The sequence below is a fragment of the Ruegeria sp. BF7 genome, from assembly GCF_056538605.1.
This window is the reverse complement of sequence record NZ_JBQFTM010000001.1, coordinates 147,319-165,144: the sequence shown is the minus strand read 5'-3', so window position 1 is coordinate 165,144 and position 17,826 is coordinate 147,319. Positions and strand designations below refer to the sequence as shown.

The following is a 17,826-nucleotide window of genomic DNA, read 5'->3' as shown; positions in this document are numbered from 1 at the left end:
ATCAAAATTTCACCTGCCGCATATTTTCTCGGCACGCGCACGCTGCCATTTTCGCAATCAGATTGCCGACCGATCTTAGACGTGATCAGTGCCATCCTGACAAGTGTTATAGGGAGCCCGGGATGAAGAAGATCGAAGCGATCATCAAGCCGTTCAAACTGGACGAAGTGAAAGAGGCGCTGCAGGACGTGGGTGTCCAGGGCCTCAGCGTGATCGAGGTCAAAGGTTTTGGCCGCCAGAAAGGCCACACCGAACTCTATCGTGGCGCGGAATACGTCGTGGACTTTCTGCCCAAGGTGAAAGTCGAGGTCGTTTTGGATGACGATCAGGTCGATGCCGCCATCGACGCTATCGTCTCTGCGGCTAAGACGGACAAAATCGGCGACGGCAAGATCTTTGTCTCGCCCGTTGAACAAGCCATTCGCATCCGTACCGGCGAGACCGGTTCGGAAGCTCTGTAATCGAACGCACTCAAATCAGAGGAATAGAGAGTATGAGCAAGGACGCAGTTCTTCAGCTGATCAAGGACGAAGGCGCCGAATACGTCGATGTTCGCTTTACCGATCCGCGCGGCAAGTTGCAGCACGTGACCCTGATGGCCGACCAGGTTGACGAAGACTTCCTGGAAGAAGGCTTCATGTTCGACGGTTCGTCCATCGCGGGCTGGAAGTCGATCGAAGCATCGGACATGAAACTGATGGTCGATACCGACAGTGCCTATGTCGACCCATTCTACGCCGAGAAAACCATCTGTGTACACTGTTCGGTCGTCGAGCCCGACACAGGCGAAGCCTATGAGCGCGACCCGCGTGGCACCGCCCAGAAAGCCGAAGCGTACCTGAAAGCATCGGGCATCGGCGACGTCGCCTATATGGGCCCCGAAGCCGAGTTCTTCCTGTTCGACGACGTGCGTTTTTCGAACAGCATCAACAAGGTATCCTACGAAGTTGATGCAACTGATGCATCGTGGAACACTGACACCGAGTACGAGATGGGCAACATGGGCCACCGTCCGGGTGTCAAAGGTGGTTACTTCCCGGTCAACCCGATCGACGAAGCACAGGACCTGCGTTCGGAAATGCTGTCGACTATGAAGCGTCTGGGCATGAAGGTCGACAAGCACCACCACGAGGTTGCGTCCTGCCAGCACGAACTGGGCCTGATCTTTGACAGCCTGACCAAGCAGGCCGACGAACTGCAGAAGTACAAATACGTCATCCATAACGTTGCACACGCCTACGGCAAATCGGCCACTTTCATGCCGAAGCCGATCGCTGGTGACAACGGCACCGGTATGCACGTGAACATGTCGATCTGGAAAGACGGCAAGCCTCTGTTCGCTGGCGACAAATACGCCGACCTGTCGGACGAAGCGCTGTACTTCATCGGCGGTATCCTGAAGCACGCCAAGACCCTGAACGCATTCACTAACCCGGCGACCAACAGCTACAAGCGTCTGATCCCCGGCTTCGAAGCTCCCGTTCTGCGCGCCTACTCCGCCCGAAACCGTTCGGGTTGCGTCCGTATTCCGTGGACCGAAAGCCCGAAAGCCAAGCGCGTCGAAGCCCGCTTCCCCGATCCGGCTGCGAACCCCTACCTGGCGTTTGCCGCTCTGCTGATGGCCGGTCTGGACGGCATCAAGAACAAGATCGACCCGGGCGAAGCCATGGACAAGAACCTGTACGATCTGCCTGCCGAAGAATTGGCCGGCATCCCGACCGTATGCGGCTCGCTGCGCGAGGCTCTGGAAGCGCTGGCTTCGGATCACGACTTCCTGCTGCAGGGCGACGTGTTCACCAAAGACCAGATCGACGGCTACATAGCACTGAAGATGGAAGAGGTTGAAACCTACGAGCACACCCCACACCCGGTTGAATACGGCATGTACTACAGCTGCTAATCCGGTTCCGGGTTTTCATCTGCAAGGGCGTCCAATCGGGCGCCCTTGTTTCGTTTGGCACAATCTTACACATTTGTGACCATTCCGGTCAGGAGAGATTCAATGCGAACTGACGACCCCTTCTCGCAATTCTCGAACTTCGTGACTTCGGCAGAAGAACTCGAGCGAATAACCGGTGCCCCTCTGCCCCAGATCCTCGCCAAGGAAATATCGGCGCTGGATCAGATGTGCCGCGACTTTATCGCGGCCTCACCATTTTGCCTGATCGCTTCGGCCAATCCGGGCGGGCATCTGGATATTTCGCCGCGCGGAGACCCGGCAGGTTTCGTTCAGGTCATTTCGGATACGCTGATCGCCATCCCGGACCGGCCAGGCAACAAGCGCGTGGACACCTTTCATAACGTCCTGCTGGACCCGCGCGTCAGCCTGATCTTTTTTGTCCCCGGCAAGATGGAAACATTGCGCATTCGCGGCGTCGCCCGGATCTGCGCCGATCCTGAGTTGTTGAACGGGATGGCAGTGAAGGATCATGCGCCCAAGCTGGCCCTGCTTATCCTTGTCAAAACGGTGTTCGCCCATTGCCCCAAATGCGTCGTCCGTTCGAACCTGTGGCAGCCGGAAAAATGGCCGGATTCGTCGAACCTACCGAATATGAACGCGATGATGGTCAAACACGCCAAAATCGACAAAACGCCCGAGGAGTGGTTCGAGTCTATGAAAAATACCGGAGAGCTGGACCTGTATTAACTGCTTTGCGGATCGCAAGATGCAGCTTACCCTTAATCTTAGCCATTGTTTGACCGGATTTCGCTGATGTTTCGATTTGCCTTGATTTTCGCCCTGTCCTTGCCAACGCTTGCTACCGCTGCCCCCTGCGGCAACACCAGCAGCGGCTTCGAGTCCTGGAAGCAGGATTTCGCAAGGCAGGCCAAGCGGGCCGGTGTGAAAAAGAAGGGGCTGCAAGCCTTGGCGCAAACCCAATATGCCACGCGCACTATCGCGGCGGACCGCAATCAAAAAAGCTTTAAGTATTCCCTGGACAAATTCATGCGAGTGCGCGGTGCCGATACTATCGTGGCGCAGGGGCGCAAGCGCAAGGCGCGCAACCCGCAATTCTACGCCGCTCTGGAACGACAATACGGTGTCCCCAGCGGTGTGCTGATCGCCATTCACGGAATGGAAACCGGATTCGGAAACTTTATGGGCGACAGTCAGGTTGTTTCCGCAATTACGACACTGGCCTATGATTGTCGCCGATCCGAGTTCTTTATCCCCCATGCCATCGGGGCACTGAAACTGGTCGATCAAGGCAGCATTACGACGGCCACCAAGGGGGCGAAGCACGGCGAATTGGGGCACACTCAGTTTCTACCAGGCAATGCACTAGCCTATGGGGTTGATGCCACCGGCGACGGCCGCGTGGATTTCTACAACATGACCGATGCGTTAGCCTCAACAGCGAATTTTCTTCGTCAAAAAGGTTGGAAACCGGGGCGCGGCTATCAACTGGGGCAACCCAATTTCAAGGTGATTCAGGAATGGAACGCAGCCTCGGTCTATCAGCAATCCATTGCAATCATGGCTGCCCGAATCGACGGGTGAGACGCACCATTTTCCAACGCCAAGCCACCGCAATCCGGCCACATTATTGCCACAGATCTTAAGTGGCCGCTAAAATGTCTAGGTTTCCAAAGAGTAATCAATCCTTCTGATTTTTCTTTTTTTTCCATTTTCGCCAAATTCTGCCCCAGATCCGTTGTTAACCTGTTTCTCAGGACAAGATACGACAAAGGAATGCGTGGTGACTTCGCAGCACAGCTATCACGGCGGTCTTCAGTTCAACGGGGAAACCGAGGGCGCGATTGAGCGTTTCGGCGCCATCGTTGCAACGACTTTGGGAGACTATGGCCACTTGGTCGAACGCAAAAACGTGCTGAGCGAGACCGAGGCCAGCATCGTATCCAGCCAGTATTTGGTTCGCCTCACGTTGGACACTCAGGTGGTCGCCGCAGAAGACCGGTTCGGGCGCTTGGACCGTGCTGCGGGGCTAAAGACAGTGAACAGACCAGTCGTGACACTGCCGAAGAACCGGCTGACGATCACGCTTTCACCGGTATCTCCGTTGTTGGATGACAGCGAAATCTCCGAGCTCATGCTGGTGGTCGTCCTGTATCGGATGGTTGACATCTGCGCGACGCAGCGTGTCGAGTGGCTGTCACCCAACACCATTCTGACCGTTGAACAATTCATGAGCGCTTTCGACACTTTGGCGCCTTCAAAACAACGAAACAGAAAACAGATTTTCGAGGCAGTGACAGGCCCGTTCGCGGGGCTGAACATATCTGACGAAGAGAACCTGGAAGAGCCACAAAAAAAGGCGCTGACACCAGCAGCCCGGCCGATCCAGCTGTCTGATGAGCAGTTGCTCAGCATCGCTTTTCGGACAGATACTAACGAGCAGCCTACTGATGGGGACAAGGACACGCGACCCCTCGACCACGAAAAACCCAGTGATATCCTTCGACTATCCAGTTGGGGATTGACCGGGGCCGTGGCCAGCGTGTCAGTACCCATTGCGGTCTCTGTGGCCGCGGTGAACCTGATCAGGGGCGAAGATTTTCGCCTGAACACTCAGGTTCTTGCCTACACCGTCGCAATCTCCGCTCTCAGCACAAGCGGAGCTTTCGCTGGTGTCGCCAATGCGTTGGGCATGTAGAACTCAACTTCAATACCCTCCTAGGAGGCCCCGCCATCAGGCGGGGTTTTCCGTTTTGTACAGGCGCTGCACCTCCAACACGTAGGTATGTATCGTAAATACCACCGCCCGCGTTTTCGGCAGGCGCAACAATGTCTGACGTTCGCTGCGCAGGAACCGGGCAGCCCCCGGATCGCCAACCTCGCGCCGGTCATTGGCGCTGCGGGGTTGGTGCAGTTCGGCATCTTCATACCACAAAGCATTGAACCGCCAGAGCGGCCGCCCCGGTTGTATCCCGTCAAACAGGCGCTGCACCCGCCGCGCAATATTGGCGTCGTAGCCGGACACCGGGATGTGAATATCGATCAATGGTCGCATGAACTTTTCCGACAAGCACCAACTGGCGGGAAAACACAGAATGGCACCGGTCAGGACGTGTTCATCCCGGTGCTTTTGCAGGATGCAGAAATCCTCCTGAACCAGACGACACAACGTATCCAGCGGGCGTGTGTGGTCGATTTCGACGACCTGCCCGTCCGGACGGAAAACCTGATCTGTACTGCCAGGATAGGCGTGCTCCAGAACCAGGTCCAAAAGTTCCTGCGCCGCAGGTTCAGCTGCGGAGTCCAGCGCAAGAACATCCGGTCGCCGCTTCTTCAAAAGCGCCTCGCGCCGCTGCATCTGCCCGGCAAACGCATCATCGCAATGCAGCCAGTCGTCCATGCTTGCCGGTTGGATTCCCGGCAACGGGCGCGGCATTAACGGGTCATAAGGGATTGAGGTCTGCAGGATCGTCATGACATCGACCTAACACCTGTTCACCCGATTGTCGGCCCAAAAGCGACGGATGCACCGTCGCAAACCTTCAAGACGCTTGGGAAATGATTCTTCACGCTAAAACTCAGGCAGGGAGACCCACCATGAACCGGCATTACCGCGACAACCGCAAAATCGACCCGACCAAGGGCACAACACTGGGCGATGGGACCCCAAACGACAACGACCGGATCGAGATCGGTCCGACACAGTTGGCATTTGCGGAATGGGAGGCCGCCGGGCTGGCTCTGCCCGACCTGGCCCGGATGCGGGAACACCGGTGGAATCGCCTGACCAGGGCCATCGTTGACCGGGGCTTTGGCGGGTTGTTGATGTTTGATCCTCTCAACATCCGTTACGCCACCGACAGTACAAACATGCAGCTGTGGAACACTCATAACCCGTTCCGCGCAGTGTTGCTGTGTGCTGATGGCTATATGGTCATCTGGGACTATAAGAACTCACCCTTCCTGTCCAAATTCAACCCGTTGGTCCGCGAACAGCGGTCAGGCGCGGATCTGTTTTACTTCGACAGGGGCGACAAGGTGGATGTGGCAGCCGATGCGTTCTCGAACGAAGTGCGGCTGCTGATCGAGGAACATGGCGGCGACAACAAACGTCTGGCCGTCGACAAGATCATGCTGCACGGCTTGCGCGCATTGGAGGCGCAGGGATTCGAGATCATGGAGGGCGAAGAGGTCACCGAAAAAACCCGCGCTGTCAAAGGCCCGGATGAGATTCTGGCGATGCGCTGCGCAAATCACGCCTGCGAAACCGCCGTGGCCGAGATGGAGAAGTTTGCCCGCGCCAAAGTGGGCGACGGCAAGACCTCGGAAGATGATATTTGGGCAGTTCTTCATGCCGAGAACATCCGCCGCGGCGGAGAATGGATCGAAACCCGCCTGCTGGCCTCGGGGCAGCGCACCAACCCGTGGTTTCAAGAATGCGGGCCACGGATCACGCAGAAGAATGAGATCATCGCTTTTGATACCGACCTGATCGGATCTTACGGCATCTGTATCGACATCTCTCGCACATGGTGGATCGGGGATCAGAAACCTCGCCCCGACATGGTCTATGCCATGCAGCACGCCCATGAACACATCATGACCAATATGGAGATGTTGAAACCCGGCGTGATGATCCCTGAACTGACCGCCAACGCACATAAACTGGACGACAAGTTTCAGGCGCAGAAATATGGCTGCCTGATGCACGGCGTCGGCCTGTGTGATGAATGGCCGCTGGTCGCTTATCCGGATAAGGCGGTGGCGGGCTCTTACGATTATCCGCTCGAGCCCGGCATGGTCCTGTGTGTCGAAGCCGCCGTCGGAGAGGTTGGCGGCGACTTCTCGATCAAGCTTGAGGATCAGGTTTTGATCACCGAGGATGGGTATGAGAACCTCACGACCTATCCGTTCGATCCGCAGCTGATGGGACAGGTGTAAAGCCTCAATCCGGCCAGGTTGAGCGGCGCACGTTTCCGTGCCAGTCCTCAGACGGGATGGTGGCTTCGGCTGTGGTTGGTGCCGTCGGCCAGTTCTGACCCAGCGTGAATCCCAGGACTCCGGTCAGGACGATGACGATCAAAAGGTCGGGGCGAAAAACTGCGCCACGCGGGGCAGATGCGGTATGTGCCATGTTAGCCTCCTTGGCTGAAAACTTGCGGTGGCTAATACATGCGGGTTCACGATGAATAGTTAAAACGAATATTTGATGGATCTTTCATCACAAACATTGAACTTCCTCAGCGAAGCGTCAAATCCACTAATTCATATACTCCTCACTCACCTTCCCGTGACGCGTCTTACATTGGGGTTGAGCCGCCAGATCGAAGTACACAGTATTGGGTTCATCCCGACACGTAAGGAATAACCATGCCCACCGAACGCATTACCTTTGCCGGTCACGACGGCAACCAGTTGGCTGCACGCCTTGATCTGCCCGATGGGCCGGTGCTGGCAACCGCGTTGTTTGCGCATTGCTTTACCTGCTCCAAGGATATCCCGGCCGCTCGTCGCATCGCCGCCCGGCTTGCCGCGATGGGTATTGCCGTTTTACGTTTTGATTTCACCGGGCTCGGGCATTCGGGCGGAGAGTTCGCCAACACCACCTTTACCTCGAATGTCGAAGACCTGATTGCCGCCGCGCATTATCTGGCCGGGCGCGACATGGCCCCGGCCCTGCTGATCGGCCATTCCTTGGGCGGCGCTGCGGTCCTGCGCGCGCGGGCAGGTATACCCAGCGTCAAGGCGGTGGTCACGCTCGGCGCGCCCGCCGATCCCGGCCATGTCGCCTATCATTTCGAGGGCGCCCTGCCCCAGATCGAACAGGATGGATCGGCCGAGGTCATGCTGGGGGGCCGCCCCTTTCGCATTGGTAAGGCCTTTGTCGACGACATTTCGGAATCCGCTCTGAACCAGGCGATTGCCGACCTGAAAGCGGCGCTGCTGATCCTGCACGCACCGCGCGACGAAACCGTCAGCATCGACAATGCCAGCACCATCTTTCTGGCCGCCAAACACCCCAAGAGCTTTGTCACCCTGGACGATGCCGATCACCTGATCACCCGCGCCTCGGACGCTGAATACGCAGCCGATGTGATTGCAGCATGGGTGACTCGCTATATTCCCCTCAGCCCACCCGCACCGCCCCCCGGCGCGCCCGAGGGCGTAGTACGCGTGACCGAGGTTGATCCTTCGGGGTTCCTGCAGGACATCCAGTCCGGTCCGCGACACCACGCGGTGGCGGATGAGCCGGCCTCGTATGGCGGAACCGACAAAGGTATGTCGCCTTACGGGTTCGTATCTTCGGGTTTGGGGGCTTGTACGTCGATGACGATCCGCATGTATGCGCGGCGCAAGCAGTGGCCTCTGACGGGCATCACTGTCGATGTCTGCCACAACAAGGTACACGGGCAGGATGCCGGATTGGCCGGAGACGGCAAGATCGACCAATTCCGCCGCAAAATCCGGCTTGAAGGCCCGTTGGATCAGGCACAGCGCGCGCGGCTGCTGGAAATCGCAGACAAATGCCCCGTTCACAGAACGCTGGAAGGATCAGCCCATATCACAACGGAATTGCTGGCCTGACCCGAAAACGCTATCGACGCGGCGACGGGCGATGAATGGGCGGCCGAGCAACGGGCGGTCGCGCAACCGGTGGACGCGCCACAGGGGGGCGCGGTCGGGCTGGAGGTTTGGCGATCGGCGGTTTAGGCCGCACCGGTGGCTTAGCCCCGGGCGGGTTCGGTCGTACCGGTCTGTCGATATCAATATCCACATCTACATCGTGGTAATAGTCGTTCCACAGCATCGAGTCATAGAACGGGTCATAACCATACCCGACCCCAACCGTGACACCATCACAGGCCGACAGGGAAAAACTCGCGGCTCCAAGACCCAGCGCAAGAAACAGGCGTTTGATCGGTTTGGTGGTCATCAGCGCCTCTCCTTACTGCAATGCACGGAACGACGCGAAAACATCGTTCAGAACGTCGGCATAGGCTGGATCGGCACCGTCGCGCAGGATCGCCACGACAACGGCCACGCGCCCCTTTGGCAGGTCGATCACAGTAGCCGTGAAGTTGATGCCGCGCCCGTCCCGGATGCCGGTGCCGCGGATCACACGCGCAGGCAACCCGCCAATCCGAGTGTCGGTGGTGCTTGAGACCGTCGGCTCATTGACCAGAAACTTGTCGATGTCCTCCAGATACCGCAAACCGCCCTCAATCGAAGCGACGCCCGCCGGAGAGACGAACCCCATCCAGACATTGTCATCTGTCACCGGCCGCAAACCCATAACGCGCGCTACGGCACGCGGGTCCCCCAGTTCGGTGTCCTCGATCTCGCGCGGGCCGCCAGTGCGCACAGCCCAGAAGTCGGGTACCGCTAAACTGAACAACGCGCGCCCAGCATCGGTATAGGTGATCGGGGTGTCCGCCGAGGCCGGTGCCGCAACCCCAAGCCAAAGGGCGGCGCACGCAGCCAAGGAAGAGCCAGAAAAAAAACGCATATCTCAATAACCTGATGATTTCATTGACATCAGATTGCCCGCTTCTGGCCGGGCTTGTCCAGCCTCTCATACTCGGACCTGAATCCCTCGGTGTCTCGGGAAGAGAGCCGAAACTCATCTGGCACCCACAGCCGCGCAAAACGACCTGCCTTAATACCAGTTTTTCTACCAGCTCTCTGGAATTCTATTTTTGGTCAGTTGACGTCCCCGGACGGCCAAAAGCTCGATTGAAAGCGTCAAAATCAGGGCAAACCGTCTCATCTGCGCACTCGTGTCTTGTTCCCTTGTGCGGGTGCGTTTAAACCCCGCGGCATCGCCTCCTGCCAAATTACGATAAGGTGCAGCCGCCAATGATCTCACGTTATTCCCGCCCTGATATGGTCGCCATCTGGTCGCCCGAATCCAAGTTCCGCATCTGGTACGAGATCGAAGCCCACGCCTGCGACGCCATGGCCGATCTGGGCGTGATCCCGCGTGAAAATGCCGAGGCCGTGTGGAAAGCCAAGGACGTGGAATTCGACGTGGCGCGTATTGATGAAATCGAAGCCGTCACCAAACACGACGTCATCGCCTTCCTCACTCACTTGGCCGAACATGTCGGCAGTGAAGAGGCCCGTTTTGTCCACCAGGGCATGACCAGCTCGGACGTTTTGGACACCTGCTTCAATGTGCAGCTCACCCGTGCCGCAGACCTGCTGATCGCCGATCTCGAAGGTCTGCTGGCCGCTCTGAAGCGCCGCGCGATTGAACACAAGGACACCGTCCGCATCGGTCGCAGCCACGGCATCCACGCCGAGCCAACCACAATGGGCCTGACCTTTGCCCGCTTCTACGCCGAGATGGACCGCAACCTGTCCCGGATGCGAGATGCGCGTGCCGAGATCGCCACCGGCGCGATCAGCGGCGCGGTCGGCACCTTTGCCAATATCGACCCTCAGGTCGAGGAACATGTCTGCGACAAGCTGGGTCTGGTACCCGAGCCAATCAGCACGCAGGTCATCCCGCGCGACCGCCACGCCGCGTTTTTCGCCACGCTGGGCGTCATCGCCAGCAGCATCGAAAACGTCGCCATCGAAATCCGCCACATGCAGCGGACCGAGGTGCTGGAAGGGGCCGAGTTCTTCTCGATGGGTCAAAAGGGCTCCTCGGCGATGCCGCACAAGAAAAACCCGGTGCTGACCGAGAACCTGACCGGTCTGGCACGTATGGTGCGAGCAGCGGTGATCCCGGCGATGGAGAATGTAGCTCTCTGGCACGAGCGCGATATCTCGCATTCCTCGGTTGAACGCATGATCGGGCCGGATGCCACGATCACGCTGGATTTTGCGCTGGCCCGTCTGACCGGTGTGATCGACAAGATGCTGATCTTCCCCGAGAACATGATCGAGAACATGAACAAGTTCCCCGGTTTGGTCATGAGCCAGCGGGTGCTTCTGGCGCTGACACAGGCCGGTGTCAGCCGCGAAGATGCCTATGCCATGGTTCAGCGCAACGCGCTGAAGGTATGGGAACACCGCACCGATTTCAAAGAAGAGCTGCTGGCGGACGCCGACGTAACTGCTGCGCTGAGCCCCGAAGAGATCGAAGAAAAATTCGACCTCGGCTATCACACCAAGCACGTCGACACGATTTTCGCCCGCGTCTTCGGTGAATAACTCCTGACCGACCAAGCGGTTCAAAGAGGCCCGGGTTGCACGATGCGATCCGGGCCTTTGTCTTTTGCCAATACGGGTAAAATCGTCTATAGTGCTCGGGTATTTCCGAACAGGAGAAACAACATGATCCGCACGCTTATCTGCGCTTTGGTCCTTGGATGTTCCGCATCCGTCGCTCTGGCCTGCAGTGGCCATTCCAAACAAACCCAATCCTGCGCACCGGGCACTTATTGGGACGCAGACTCTCAGAACTGCGAAGAAATCGTCAACAGCTGAGAAATTCTTTCCTACCTGTGAATAAAAGCGAGCAGCCGATTGTTAGCTTTTTATCAGATCGCGCTATGCTTGATCAGAGCAGCTTTAAGAACGGAGTAGGAAAATGCGCCTCGTATTAGTTTCAGCTATTGCCCTTCAGACCTTTGCCTTCACACCGGCCCTGTATGCGGCCGGCGGTGGCGGAGCCACCACCCCGCCAAAACCGACCAACACGACAAAGAAATGCCTGTTCGGCCGCGTCTATGACAAAGATGCAGGGCGCTGCGTCAAACCGAATAAGACCAACTTCACCCAGGATGAGCTGTACGACGCGGTACGCGAGTTGGCCTATGATGGACAGTTCGAGAATGCGCAGGACATTCTGCGTATCATGGATCAGGACGACGATCGTGTACTGACCTATTGGGGTTTCACCTACCGCAAGATGGGCGAGCTTGAGCTGGCCAATACCTTCTACACCAACGCCATCGAGTCTAACCCCGACAACATCCTTGCCCGCAGCTATATGGGTCAGGGATTTGTGACCGAGGGGAAGACCGATCTGGCCATCGAGCAGTGGCGCGAGATTAAGGCGCGTGGTGGTGAAGGCACCTGGGCCGAGGCGTCCCTACGCGAGGCGATCCGAACCGGGCTGACTTATAACTACTAAACTTCAGTCTTTCTTTACCCGACTCTCCGTACTCTGCCTGTAGAACGCAACTTTGGCACCGCAGACAGATGCAGGATACGAACACTTTAGTACAGGTGGCACCGGGGGCGGCTTCGGTAGCAGATCAGAAGGACGGAGCGCCGCGTGTCGTTCCCCGTGCCCTGAGCAACCGGCAGAAGGCCGCCATCGTTGTGAGACTATTGCTGAATGAAGGTGCTGACATCCCGCTGGAAGAGCTTCCCGATGATCTGCAGGAGAAACTGACTCATCAACTGGGTCGGATGGGTCTTGTCGATCGCATCACTCTGGATGCCGTGGCACAGGAATTTGCCGAGGCGCTGGACAGCGTCGGCCTGTCCTTCCCGCATGGTCTGGCGGGGGCGCTAGATGCGGTGGATGGTAAGATTGGTTCGGCCACGGCGGCGCGGCTGCGCAAAGTTGCCGGGGTGCGCCAAATCGGTGATCCGTGGCAGCGCCTGCGTGAAATCCCTACCGAGGAACTCGCAGTGATAGCGCAGGCGGAAAGCACCGAGATTGCCGCCGTTATGCTGTCCAAACTGGAGACCGCGAAGGCCGCACAACTATTGGGTCACCTACCCGGCCCGGTCGCACGACGGATCACCTATGCAATCTCGAAAACCGCTAATGTCACCCCCGAAGCGGTCGAGCGGATCGGCTGGTCGCTGGCGGCGCAATTGGATCAGCGCCCGTCTCAGGCCTTTTCGGATGGTCCTGGCGCAAGGGTGGGTGCGATCCTGAACCAATCGGCGGCATCCACCCGGGACGGTCTGCTCACCGCGCTGGACGAGGAGGATTCGGATTTCGCCAGCGTCGTGCGCCGTTCGATCTTTACTTTTGCGCATATTCCATCCCGGATCCTACCCCGCGACGTCCCCGCGATTCTGCGCGGAGTTGATCAGGTCGATCTGGTCACAGCACTGGCAGGCGCTGTGGTCGATGACGACAAGACCGCGGCCGAATTCATGTTGTCCAACATGTCCACGCGGATGGCAGATAACCTGCGTGAAGAGGTCTCGGAAGGTGGAAAGGTCAAGCAATCCGACGCCGAAGAAGCGATGGCGAAGATCGTGGGCGCAATCCGTGCCCTTGTGGATCGAGGGACAATAACGCTGATCGAAGAAGAAAGTGAAGACTAGGCGAACGGCTCAAGCCATTGGAACGCTTGTGGTCAGGGAATGTGCCTTGTATGTCTGACCCGGCAATTCGCAACAGCCGGTGAGACCAGATTATGCCCGTCGAAAAGTCGGAACTAAGCCGCGGGGCACTTCGAAAGTATTATGTCACCGGTCTGTTTCTGAAAGGCGTGATCGGCGCGATGCGCTTGCTGCCCTATGAATTGCGCATCGCAACGATGGGGACCATCGTACGCGGCCTCGCTCCGCTGGTCGGGTTTACCGAGCGCGTGCGCAGGAACCTTAAACTGACTTGCCCCGACCTGTCGGACGCCGAGGTAAAGCGCATCTGCCGCGCCGTTCCCGACAATGCGGGCCGCGCGATCATGGAGCATTTCTCGCCCGAAGGATTCACCGAGCGTCAGAGCACTGCCAAAATCTCTGGCCCCGGTGTTGCCGCCTTTGACGCGGCCGTGGCCGAGGGACGCCCGGTGATGATGATTACGGCGCATTTCGGCCACTACCTGGCCGCCCGCATTGCCCTTCAGGCCCGCAGCGGCAAGCCGATCGGGTGCCTGTATCGCCGTATGGCAAACCCGTATTTCAACGAAGCTTATGTGGATGCGTTCTACAAAACCGGCGCACCCATGTTCGAACAGGGCCGTCGCGGCATGGTTGAAATGGTACGTTCGCTAAAGAAAAGCGGCATCATCGCCATCGTCTCGGACCTTCATGCCCATGGCGGAGAGGAACTGACGTTTTTCGGAAAACCCGCAGTCACTTCGGTTCTGAACGCAGAGCTAGCGATGAAATACAAGGCCGAGCTGATCCCCTGCTACGCTATTCGCCAGCCCAATGGCATTGATTTTGAGATCGTGCTGCACGATCCCGTTCCGCATACCGATCCGAAAACCATGACCCAGTTCACCAATGATGACCTAGAGGCCGTGGTCCGGCAGCATATGGGTCAGTGGTTCTGGATTCACAGGCGCTGGAAAGCCTGGAACGGGCTGGGCGTGCAGCCCGAGGACATGCCCTGATCATTTGACCCTGGCGGCAGCAACGATCGGGCCGTGTTCGATCCTCTGCACCAGAACAACCGTCGGAAGGTCCGAGGGCAACTCAGCGGAAAACTGTTGCGGCGCGGCCCCGTCCCACTGCCCGGCCAACTGCCAGGACTCCACGACATTGGCATAGTCCAGCTCATGCCCGGCCAGTTCTCCTCGCCGGATCGAAGCGTGGCGCATCGGGGAGTATTGTACGACCCTAACATCAAACGCCTCACCTGCGGACAACTCGACCGGGGTGACATTGATGGTCACCTCATCGCCCGACCGGGTTGCCACAACTTCTGCCTCGGGTGCGGCCGTCAGATGCGCCTTGATCAAACGCTCCAGCTCGCGCGATTGCGCGCCGACCACGTCATGCTGGCCGTTTATCACCATCTGCGGCGTATAGATCATCGAGCGCCCGCCCTGACGCGCATAAGCTCGCTGGCGTTGGGTGTGATTGGGGTTGGCGTATTCGTCCTCCCAACCGATGTAATCCCAATAGTCCACATGCAAGGCCAGACCGATCACATCATCGCGTTTGGCAAGGTCATGCATCAGCCGGTCGGCCGGAGGACAGGACGAACAGCCCTGCGAAGTAAACAACTCGACCACCACGGGGTTGTTGTCAGCCGCCGCTGGCACAGAAAGAGCAAGAGAAAGCGCGGCGGCAATGACGGCGGATCTAAGCATGTTTGACCTCAGGCTGATTATTCTTCTGTTTGCGACCGATAAGGCACCTGAATGGTTTAAACTCTTTGGACCTCACCCTCCAATCAAGGTTTCTTGAAACCGCCCCTCCCTTCACCGGTGCATGAAGCGGTGGCACCAAACCGCATTTGCGCGTCTTGGTCCTTGAACCGGGGCGAAAGGTAATAAAGATTGCTATTAGCGAACCCCGTTACCCAAGTCATTTGAGAGGGAGCCAACACATGCCCATAACAGTCGGACAGGATACCGCCAAGACACGCCGCAACCTGAACATGAATGGCAAATCCATTTCTTATTATTCGATTCCCGCCGCGCAAGAAGCCGGATTGGGCGATTTTTCGAAACTCCCTGCCGCGTTGAAAGTAGTGCTGGAAAATATGCTCCGGTTTGAGGATGACGGCTTTTCCGTCTCGGTCGATGACATCAAGGCGTTCGGCGAATGGGCAGTCAATGGTGGCAAGAACCCGCGCGAGATCGCCTATCGACCAACACGCGTGCTGATGCAGGATTTTACCGGCGTTCCCGCAGTGGTCGATCTGGCTGCAATGCGGGATGGGATCAAGGGGTTGGGTGGTGACGCGCAAAAGATTAATCCGTTGAACCCGGTGGATCTGGTCATCGACCACTCGGTGATGATCGACGAATTTGGTAATCCGCGCGCCTTCCAGATGAATGTGGATCGGGAATATGAGCGGAACATGGAGCGGTACCAGTTCCTGAAATGGGGCCAGTCGGCGTTCAACAACTTCCGCGTTGTCCCCCCCGGCACCGGTATCTGCCACCAAGTTAACCTTGAATATCTGGCCCAGACAGTCTGGACCGACACTGATCAGAACGGCGAAGAGGTCGCCTACCCCGACACGCTGGTCGGCACCGACAGCCATACCACCATGGTCAACGGCATGGCCGTTCTGGGCTGGGGCGTGGGCGGAATCGAGGCTGAAGCCGCAATGCTGGGTCAGCCGATCTCGATGCTTATCCCCGAGGTCGTGGGCTTTGAGCTGACCGGCTCTATGGTCGAAGGAACCACCGGAACTGATCTGGTTCTAAAAGTGGTCGAGATGCTGCGCGAAAAGGGTGTAGTTGGGAAGTTCGTCGAGTTTTTCGGCGAAGGTCTGGACCGCCTGCCGCTCGCCGACCGCGCGACCATCGCCAACATGGCCCCCGAATACGGCGCGACATGTGGCTTCTTCCCGATCGACGGTGAGACACTGCGCTACATGCGCAATACCGGACGTGATGAGGATCGTCTGGCATTGGTCGAAGTTTATGCCAAGGAGAACGGCTTCTGGCGCGATGAGAACTATGCGCCCATCTACACCGACACACTGTCGCTGGACATGGGCACTATCGTGCCCGCGATCTCGGGTCCGAAACGCCCTCAGGACTATGTTGCCCTGACTGACGCAAAGGCGGCCTTCCTGAACGAGATGGAGAAAACCTTCAAACGCCCGATGGGTAAGCAGGTCGAAGTCAAAGGTGAAGAATACGGCATGGAGTCGGGCAAGGTCGTGATCGCGTCGATCACTTCTTGCACCAACACCTCGAACCCTTACGTGATGATCGGCGCCGGTCTGGTGGCGAAAAAAGCGCATGAGCTGGGCCTGAACCGTCAGCCGTGGGTTAAAACATCTCTGGCCCCTGGCTCGCAGGTCGTGTCAGAGTACCTCGAGGCGGCTGGCCTGCAGCAACATCTGGACGCCATCGGCTTCAACCTTGTCGGCTATGGTTGCACCACCTGTATCGGCAATTCGGGCCCGCTTCAGAAAGAAATCAGCGAAGCGATTGCCGAGGGCGATCTGGTCGCCACATCGGTCCTGTCAGGCAACCGCAACTTCGAAGGCCGTATTTCCCCGGACGTGCGCGCAAACTATCTGGCCTCACCGCCGCTGGTGGTCGTCTACGCGCTGGCCGGCACCATGGACATTGACCTGACATCCGAACCGATTGGTCAAGACAAGAATGGCAATGACGTCTTCATGAAGGACATCTGGCCGACCCAAAGCGAGATTGCGGAACTGGTCGAACAGACCGTCACTCGTGACGCCTTCCAGTCGAAATATGCCGATGTCTTCAAGGGCGACGAGAAATGGCGAGAGGTCGAGGTTCCGCAACAGGAAACTTATGACTGGCCGCCTACTTCTACCTACATCCAGAATCCGCCCTATTTCCAGGGCATGGGGCCTGAGCCGGGCACGATCTCGAATATCGAAGGCGCCAAGGTTCTTGCCATTCTGGGCGATATGGTCACCACCGACCACATCTCGCCCGCCGGGTCCTTTGCGACCACCTCGCCTGCGGGCAAGTACCTGATGGACCGTCAGGTGCAACCACGTGAATTCAACTCCTACGGTTCGCGCCGGGGCAACCACGAGGTCATGATGCGCGGCACCTTCGCCAATATCCGCATCAAGAACGAGATGCTGGACGGCGTCGAGGGTGGCTATACCAAGGGGCCGGATGGCGAGCAGACCTCGATATATGACGCGTCGATGGACTATCAGGCGCAGGGCACGCCGCTGGTGGTCTTTGGCGGCGAGCAATACGGCGCAGGCTCGTCCCGTGACTGGGCCGCCAAAGGCACCGCGTTGCTGGGCGTGAAGGCCGTGATCGCCGAGAGCTTTGAGCGTATCCATCGCTCGAACCTGGTCGGCATGGGGGTGATCCCGTTTGAATTCACTGGTGGCGACAATCGCAAATCGCTGGGGCTAAAGGGGGATGAGACCGTCTCGATCCACGGCCTCGACTCGGTCGAACCGCTGCAAGAGGTGCCCTGCACCATCACCTATGCCGACGGCGCCGAGACGACTATCCTCCTCAAGTGCCGCATCGATACCGCGCCCGAGATCGAATACATCGAGAACGGCGGCGTTCTGCAATACGTGCTGAGAAACCTGGCAAAAGCTGGTTAAAAAAACATAGCCCCGG

The 17,826-nt window shown here is 58.0% G+C and carries 18 protein-coding genes; 13 read left to right on the top strand and 5 right to left on the bottom strand.

From position 1 onward, the window contains the following. Positions 1 to 122 precede the first annotated feature (122 nt). The 5 genes from ACR0IK_RS00790 to ACR0IK_RS00770 all read left to right on the top strand — a co-directional run bounded on the left by ACR0IK_RS00790 (position 123) and on the right by ACR0IK_RS00770 (position 4,616). The gene (locus tag ACR0IK_RS00790; protein ID WP_170354532.1) at positions 123 to 461 is read left to right on the top strand and encodes a P-II family nitrogen regulator; all 339 of its coding nucleotides are present in this window, start codon (positions 123 to 125) and stop codon (positions 459 to 461) included. 32 nt (positions 462 to 493) lie between these two features. Continuing rightward, a complete protein-coding gene (glnA, locus tag ACR0IK_RS00785) occupies positions 494 to 1,900 on the top strand; it encodes a type I glutamate--ammonia ligase (RefSeq protein WP_480640110.1) in 1,407 nt (468 codons plus the stop codon). Between the two features lie 102 nt (positions 1,901 to 2,002). Then, on the top strand, positions 2,003 to 2,647 hold the full coding sequence (locus ACR0IK_RS00780) for an MSMEG_1061 family FMN-dependent PPOX-type flavoprotein (protein WP_480593372.1): 645 nt from the start codon (positions 2,003 to 2,005) through the stop codon (positions 2,645 to 2,647). A gap of 66 nt (positions 2,648 to 2,713) precedes the next feature. Further along, the gene (locus tag ACR0IK_RS00775) at positions 2,714 to 3,502 is read left to right on the top strand and encodes a lytic murein transglycosylase (protein ID WP_480593370.1); all 789 of its coding nucleotides are present in this window, start codon (positions 2,714 to 2,716) and stop codon (positions 3,500 to 3,502) included. Positions 3,503 to 3,701: 199 nt separating this feature from the next. After that, positions 3,702 to 4,616 (top strand): hypothetical protein, encoded by a 915-nt coding sequence (locus ACR0IK_RS00770; protein ID WP_480640107.1) that lies wholly within the window; start codon positions 3,702 to 3,704, stop codon positions 4,614 to 4,616. A 36-nt stretch (positions 4,617 to 4,652) separates the two neighbouring features. Here the strand turns inward: ACR0IK_RS00770 and ACR0IK_RS00765 are convergent, their stop codons facing one another. After that, positions 4,653 to 5,393 carry a heme-dependent oxidative N-demethylase family protein gene (locus tag ACR0IK_RS00765; protein WP_480640105.1) on the bottom strand — a complete coding sequence of 247 codons (741 nt, stop codon included), beginning with the start codon at positions 5,391 to 5,393 and terminating at the stop codon, positions 4,653 to 4,655. A gap of 122 nt (positions 5,394 to 5,515) precedes the next feature. Here ACR0IK_RS00765 and dddP point away from each other — a divergent pair, with 122 nt between their 5' ends. Beyond that, complete coding sequence (gene dddP, locus ACR0IK_RS00760; RefSeq protein WP_480640103.1) at positions 5,516 to 6,859, top strand: dimethylsulfonioproprionate lyase DddP; 1,344 nt, start codon at positions 5,516 to 5,518, stop codon at positions 6,857 to 6,859. 4 nt (positions 6,860 to 6,863) lie between these two features. Here the strand turns inward: dddP and ACR0IK_RS00755 are convergent, their stop codons facing one another. Then, the gene (locus tag ACR0IK_RS00755; RefSeq protein ID WP_480640101.1) at positions 6,864 to 7,052 is read right to left on the bottom strand and encodes a hypothetical protein; all 189 of its coding nucleotides are present in this window, start codon (positions 7,050 to 7,052) and stop codon (positions 6,864 to 6,866) included. Between the two features lie 236 nt (positions 7,053 to 7,288). Between ACR0IK_RS00755 and ACR0IK_RS00750 the strand changes: the two genes are divergently transcribed. Further along, complete coding sequence (locus ACR0IK_RS00750; RefSeq protein ID WP_480640099.1) at positions 7,289 to 8,503, top strand: bifunctional alpha/beta hydrolase/OsmC family protein; 1,215 nt, start codon at positions 7,289 to 7,291, stop codon at positions 8,501 to 8,503. 10 nt (positions 8,504 to 8,513) lie between these two features. On the opposite strand, the gene ACR0IK_RS00745 is transcribed toward ACR0IK_RS00750, so the two are convergent. Then, complete coding sequence (locus ACR0IK_RS00745; RefSeq protein ID WP_480640097.1) at positions 8,514 to 8,852, bottom strand: hypothetical protein; 339 nt, start codon at positions 8,850 to 8,852, stop codon at positions 8,514 to 8,516. A gap of 12 nt (positions 8,853 to 8,864) precedes the next feature. Then, on the bottom strand, positions 8,865 to 9,425 hold the full coding sequence (locus ACR0IK_RS00740; RefSeq protein ID WP_480593355.1) for a hypothetical protein: 561 nt from the start codon (positions 9,423 to 9,425) through the stop codon (positions 8,865 to 8,867). 350 nt (positions 9,426 to 9,775) lie between these two features. Between ACR0IK_RS00740 and purB the strand changes: the two genes are divergently transcribed. The 5 genes from purB (at position 9,776) to ACR0IK_RS00715 (ending at position 14,178) form a co-directional block, all read left to right on the top strand. Further along, entirely contained in the window at positions 9,776 to 11,080 is a 1,305-nt protein-coding gene (purB, locus tag ACR0IK_RS00735) for an adenylosuccinate lyase (RefSeq protein WP_480640095.1), read from the top strand. A 123-nt stretch (positions 11,081 to 11,203) separates the two neighbouring features. Beyond that, a complete protein-coding gene (locus ACR0IK_RS00730) occupies positions 11,204 to 11,356 on the top strand; it encodes a chitin-binding domain-containing protein (RefSeq protein ID WP_480640093.1) in 153 nt (50 codons plus the stop codon). A gap of 103 nt (positions 11,357 to 11,459) precedes the next feature. Further along, a complete protein-coding gene (locus tag ACR0IK_RS00725) occupies positions 11,460 to 12,005 on the top strand; it encodes a tetratricopeptide repeat protein (RefSeq protein WP_480640091.1) in 546 nt (181 codons plus the stop codon). A gap of 68 nt (positions 12,006 to 12,073) precedes the next feature. Further along, positions 12,074 to 13,162, top strand: coding sequence for a flagellar motor switch protein FliG (locus ACR0IK_RS00720; protein ID WP_480640089.1), 1,089 nt, complete (start codon positions 12,074 to 12,076; stop codon positions 13,160 to 13,162). Positions 13,163 to 13,254: 92 nt separating this feature from the next. Continuing rightward, positions 13,255 to 14,178: a lysophospholipid acyltransferase family protein gene (locus ACR0IK_RS00715; protein ID WP_480593347.1), complete on the top strand. Its 924-nt coding sequence runs from the start codon at positions 13,255 to 13,257 to the stop codon at positions 14,176 to 14,178. Here ACR0IK_RS00715 and ACR0IK_RS00710 read toward each other — a convergent pair whose 3' ends face one another. Continuing rightward, positions 14,179 to 14,880, bottom strand: a complete 702-nt coding sequence (locus ACR0IK_RS00710) for a DUF1223 domain-containing protein (RefSeq protein WP_480640087.1) — start codon at positions 14,878 to 14,880, stop codon at positions 14,179 to 14,181. Positions 14,881 to 15,119: 239 nt separating this feature from the next. Between ACR0IK_RS00710 and acnA the strand changes: the two genes are divergently transcribed. Beyond that, on the top strand, positions 15,120 to 17,810 hold the full coding sequence (acnA, locus tag ACR0IK_RS00705) for an aconitate hydratase AcnA (protein WP_480640085.1): 2,691 nt from the start codon (positions 15,120 to 15,122) through the stop codon (positions 17,808 to 17,810). The last annotated feature ends 16 nt before the right edge of the window (positions 17,811 to 17,826 follow it).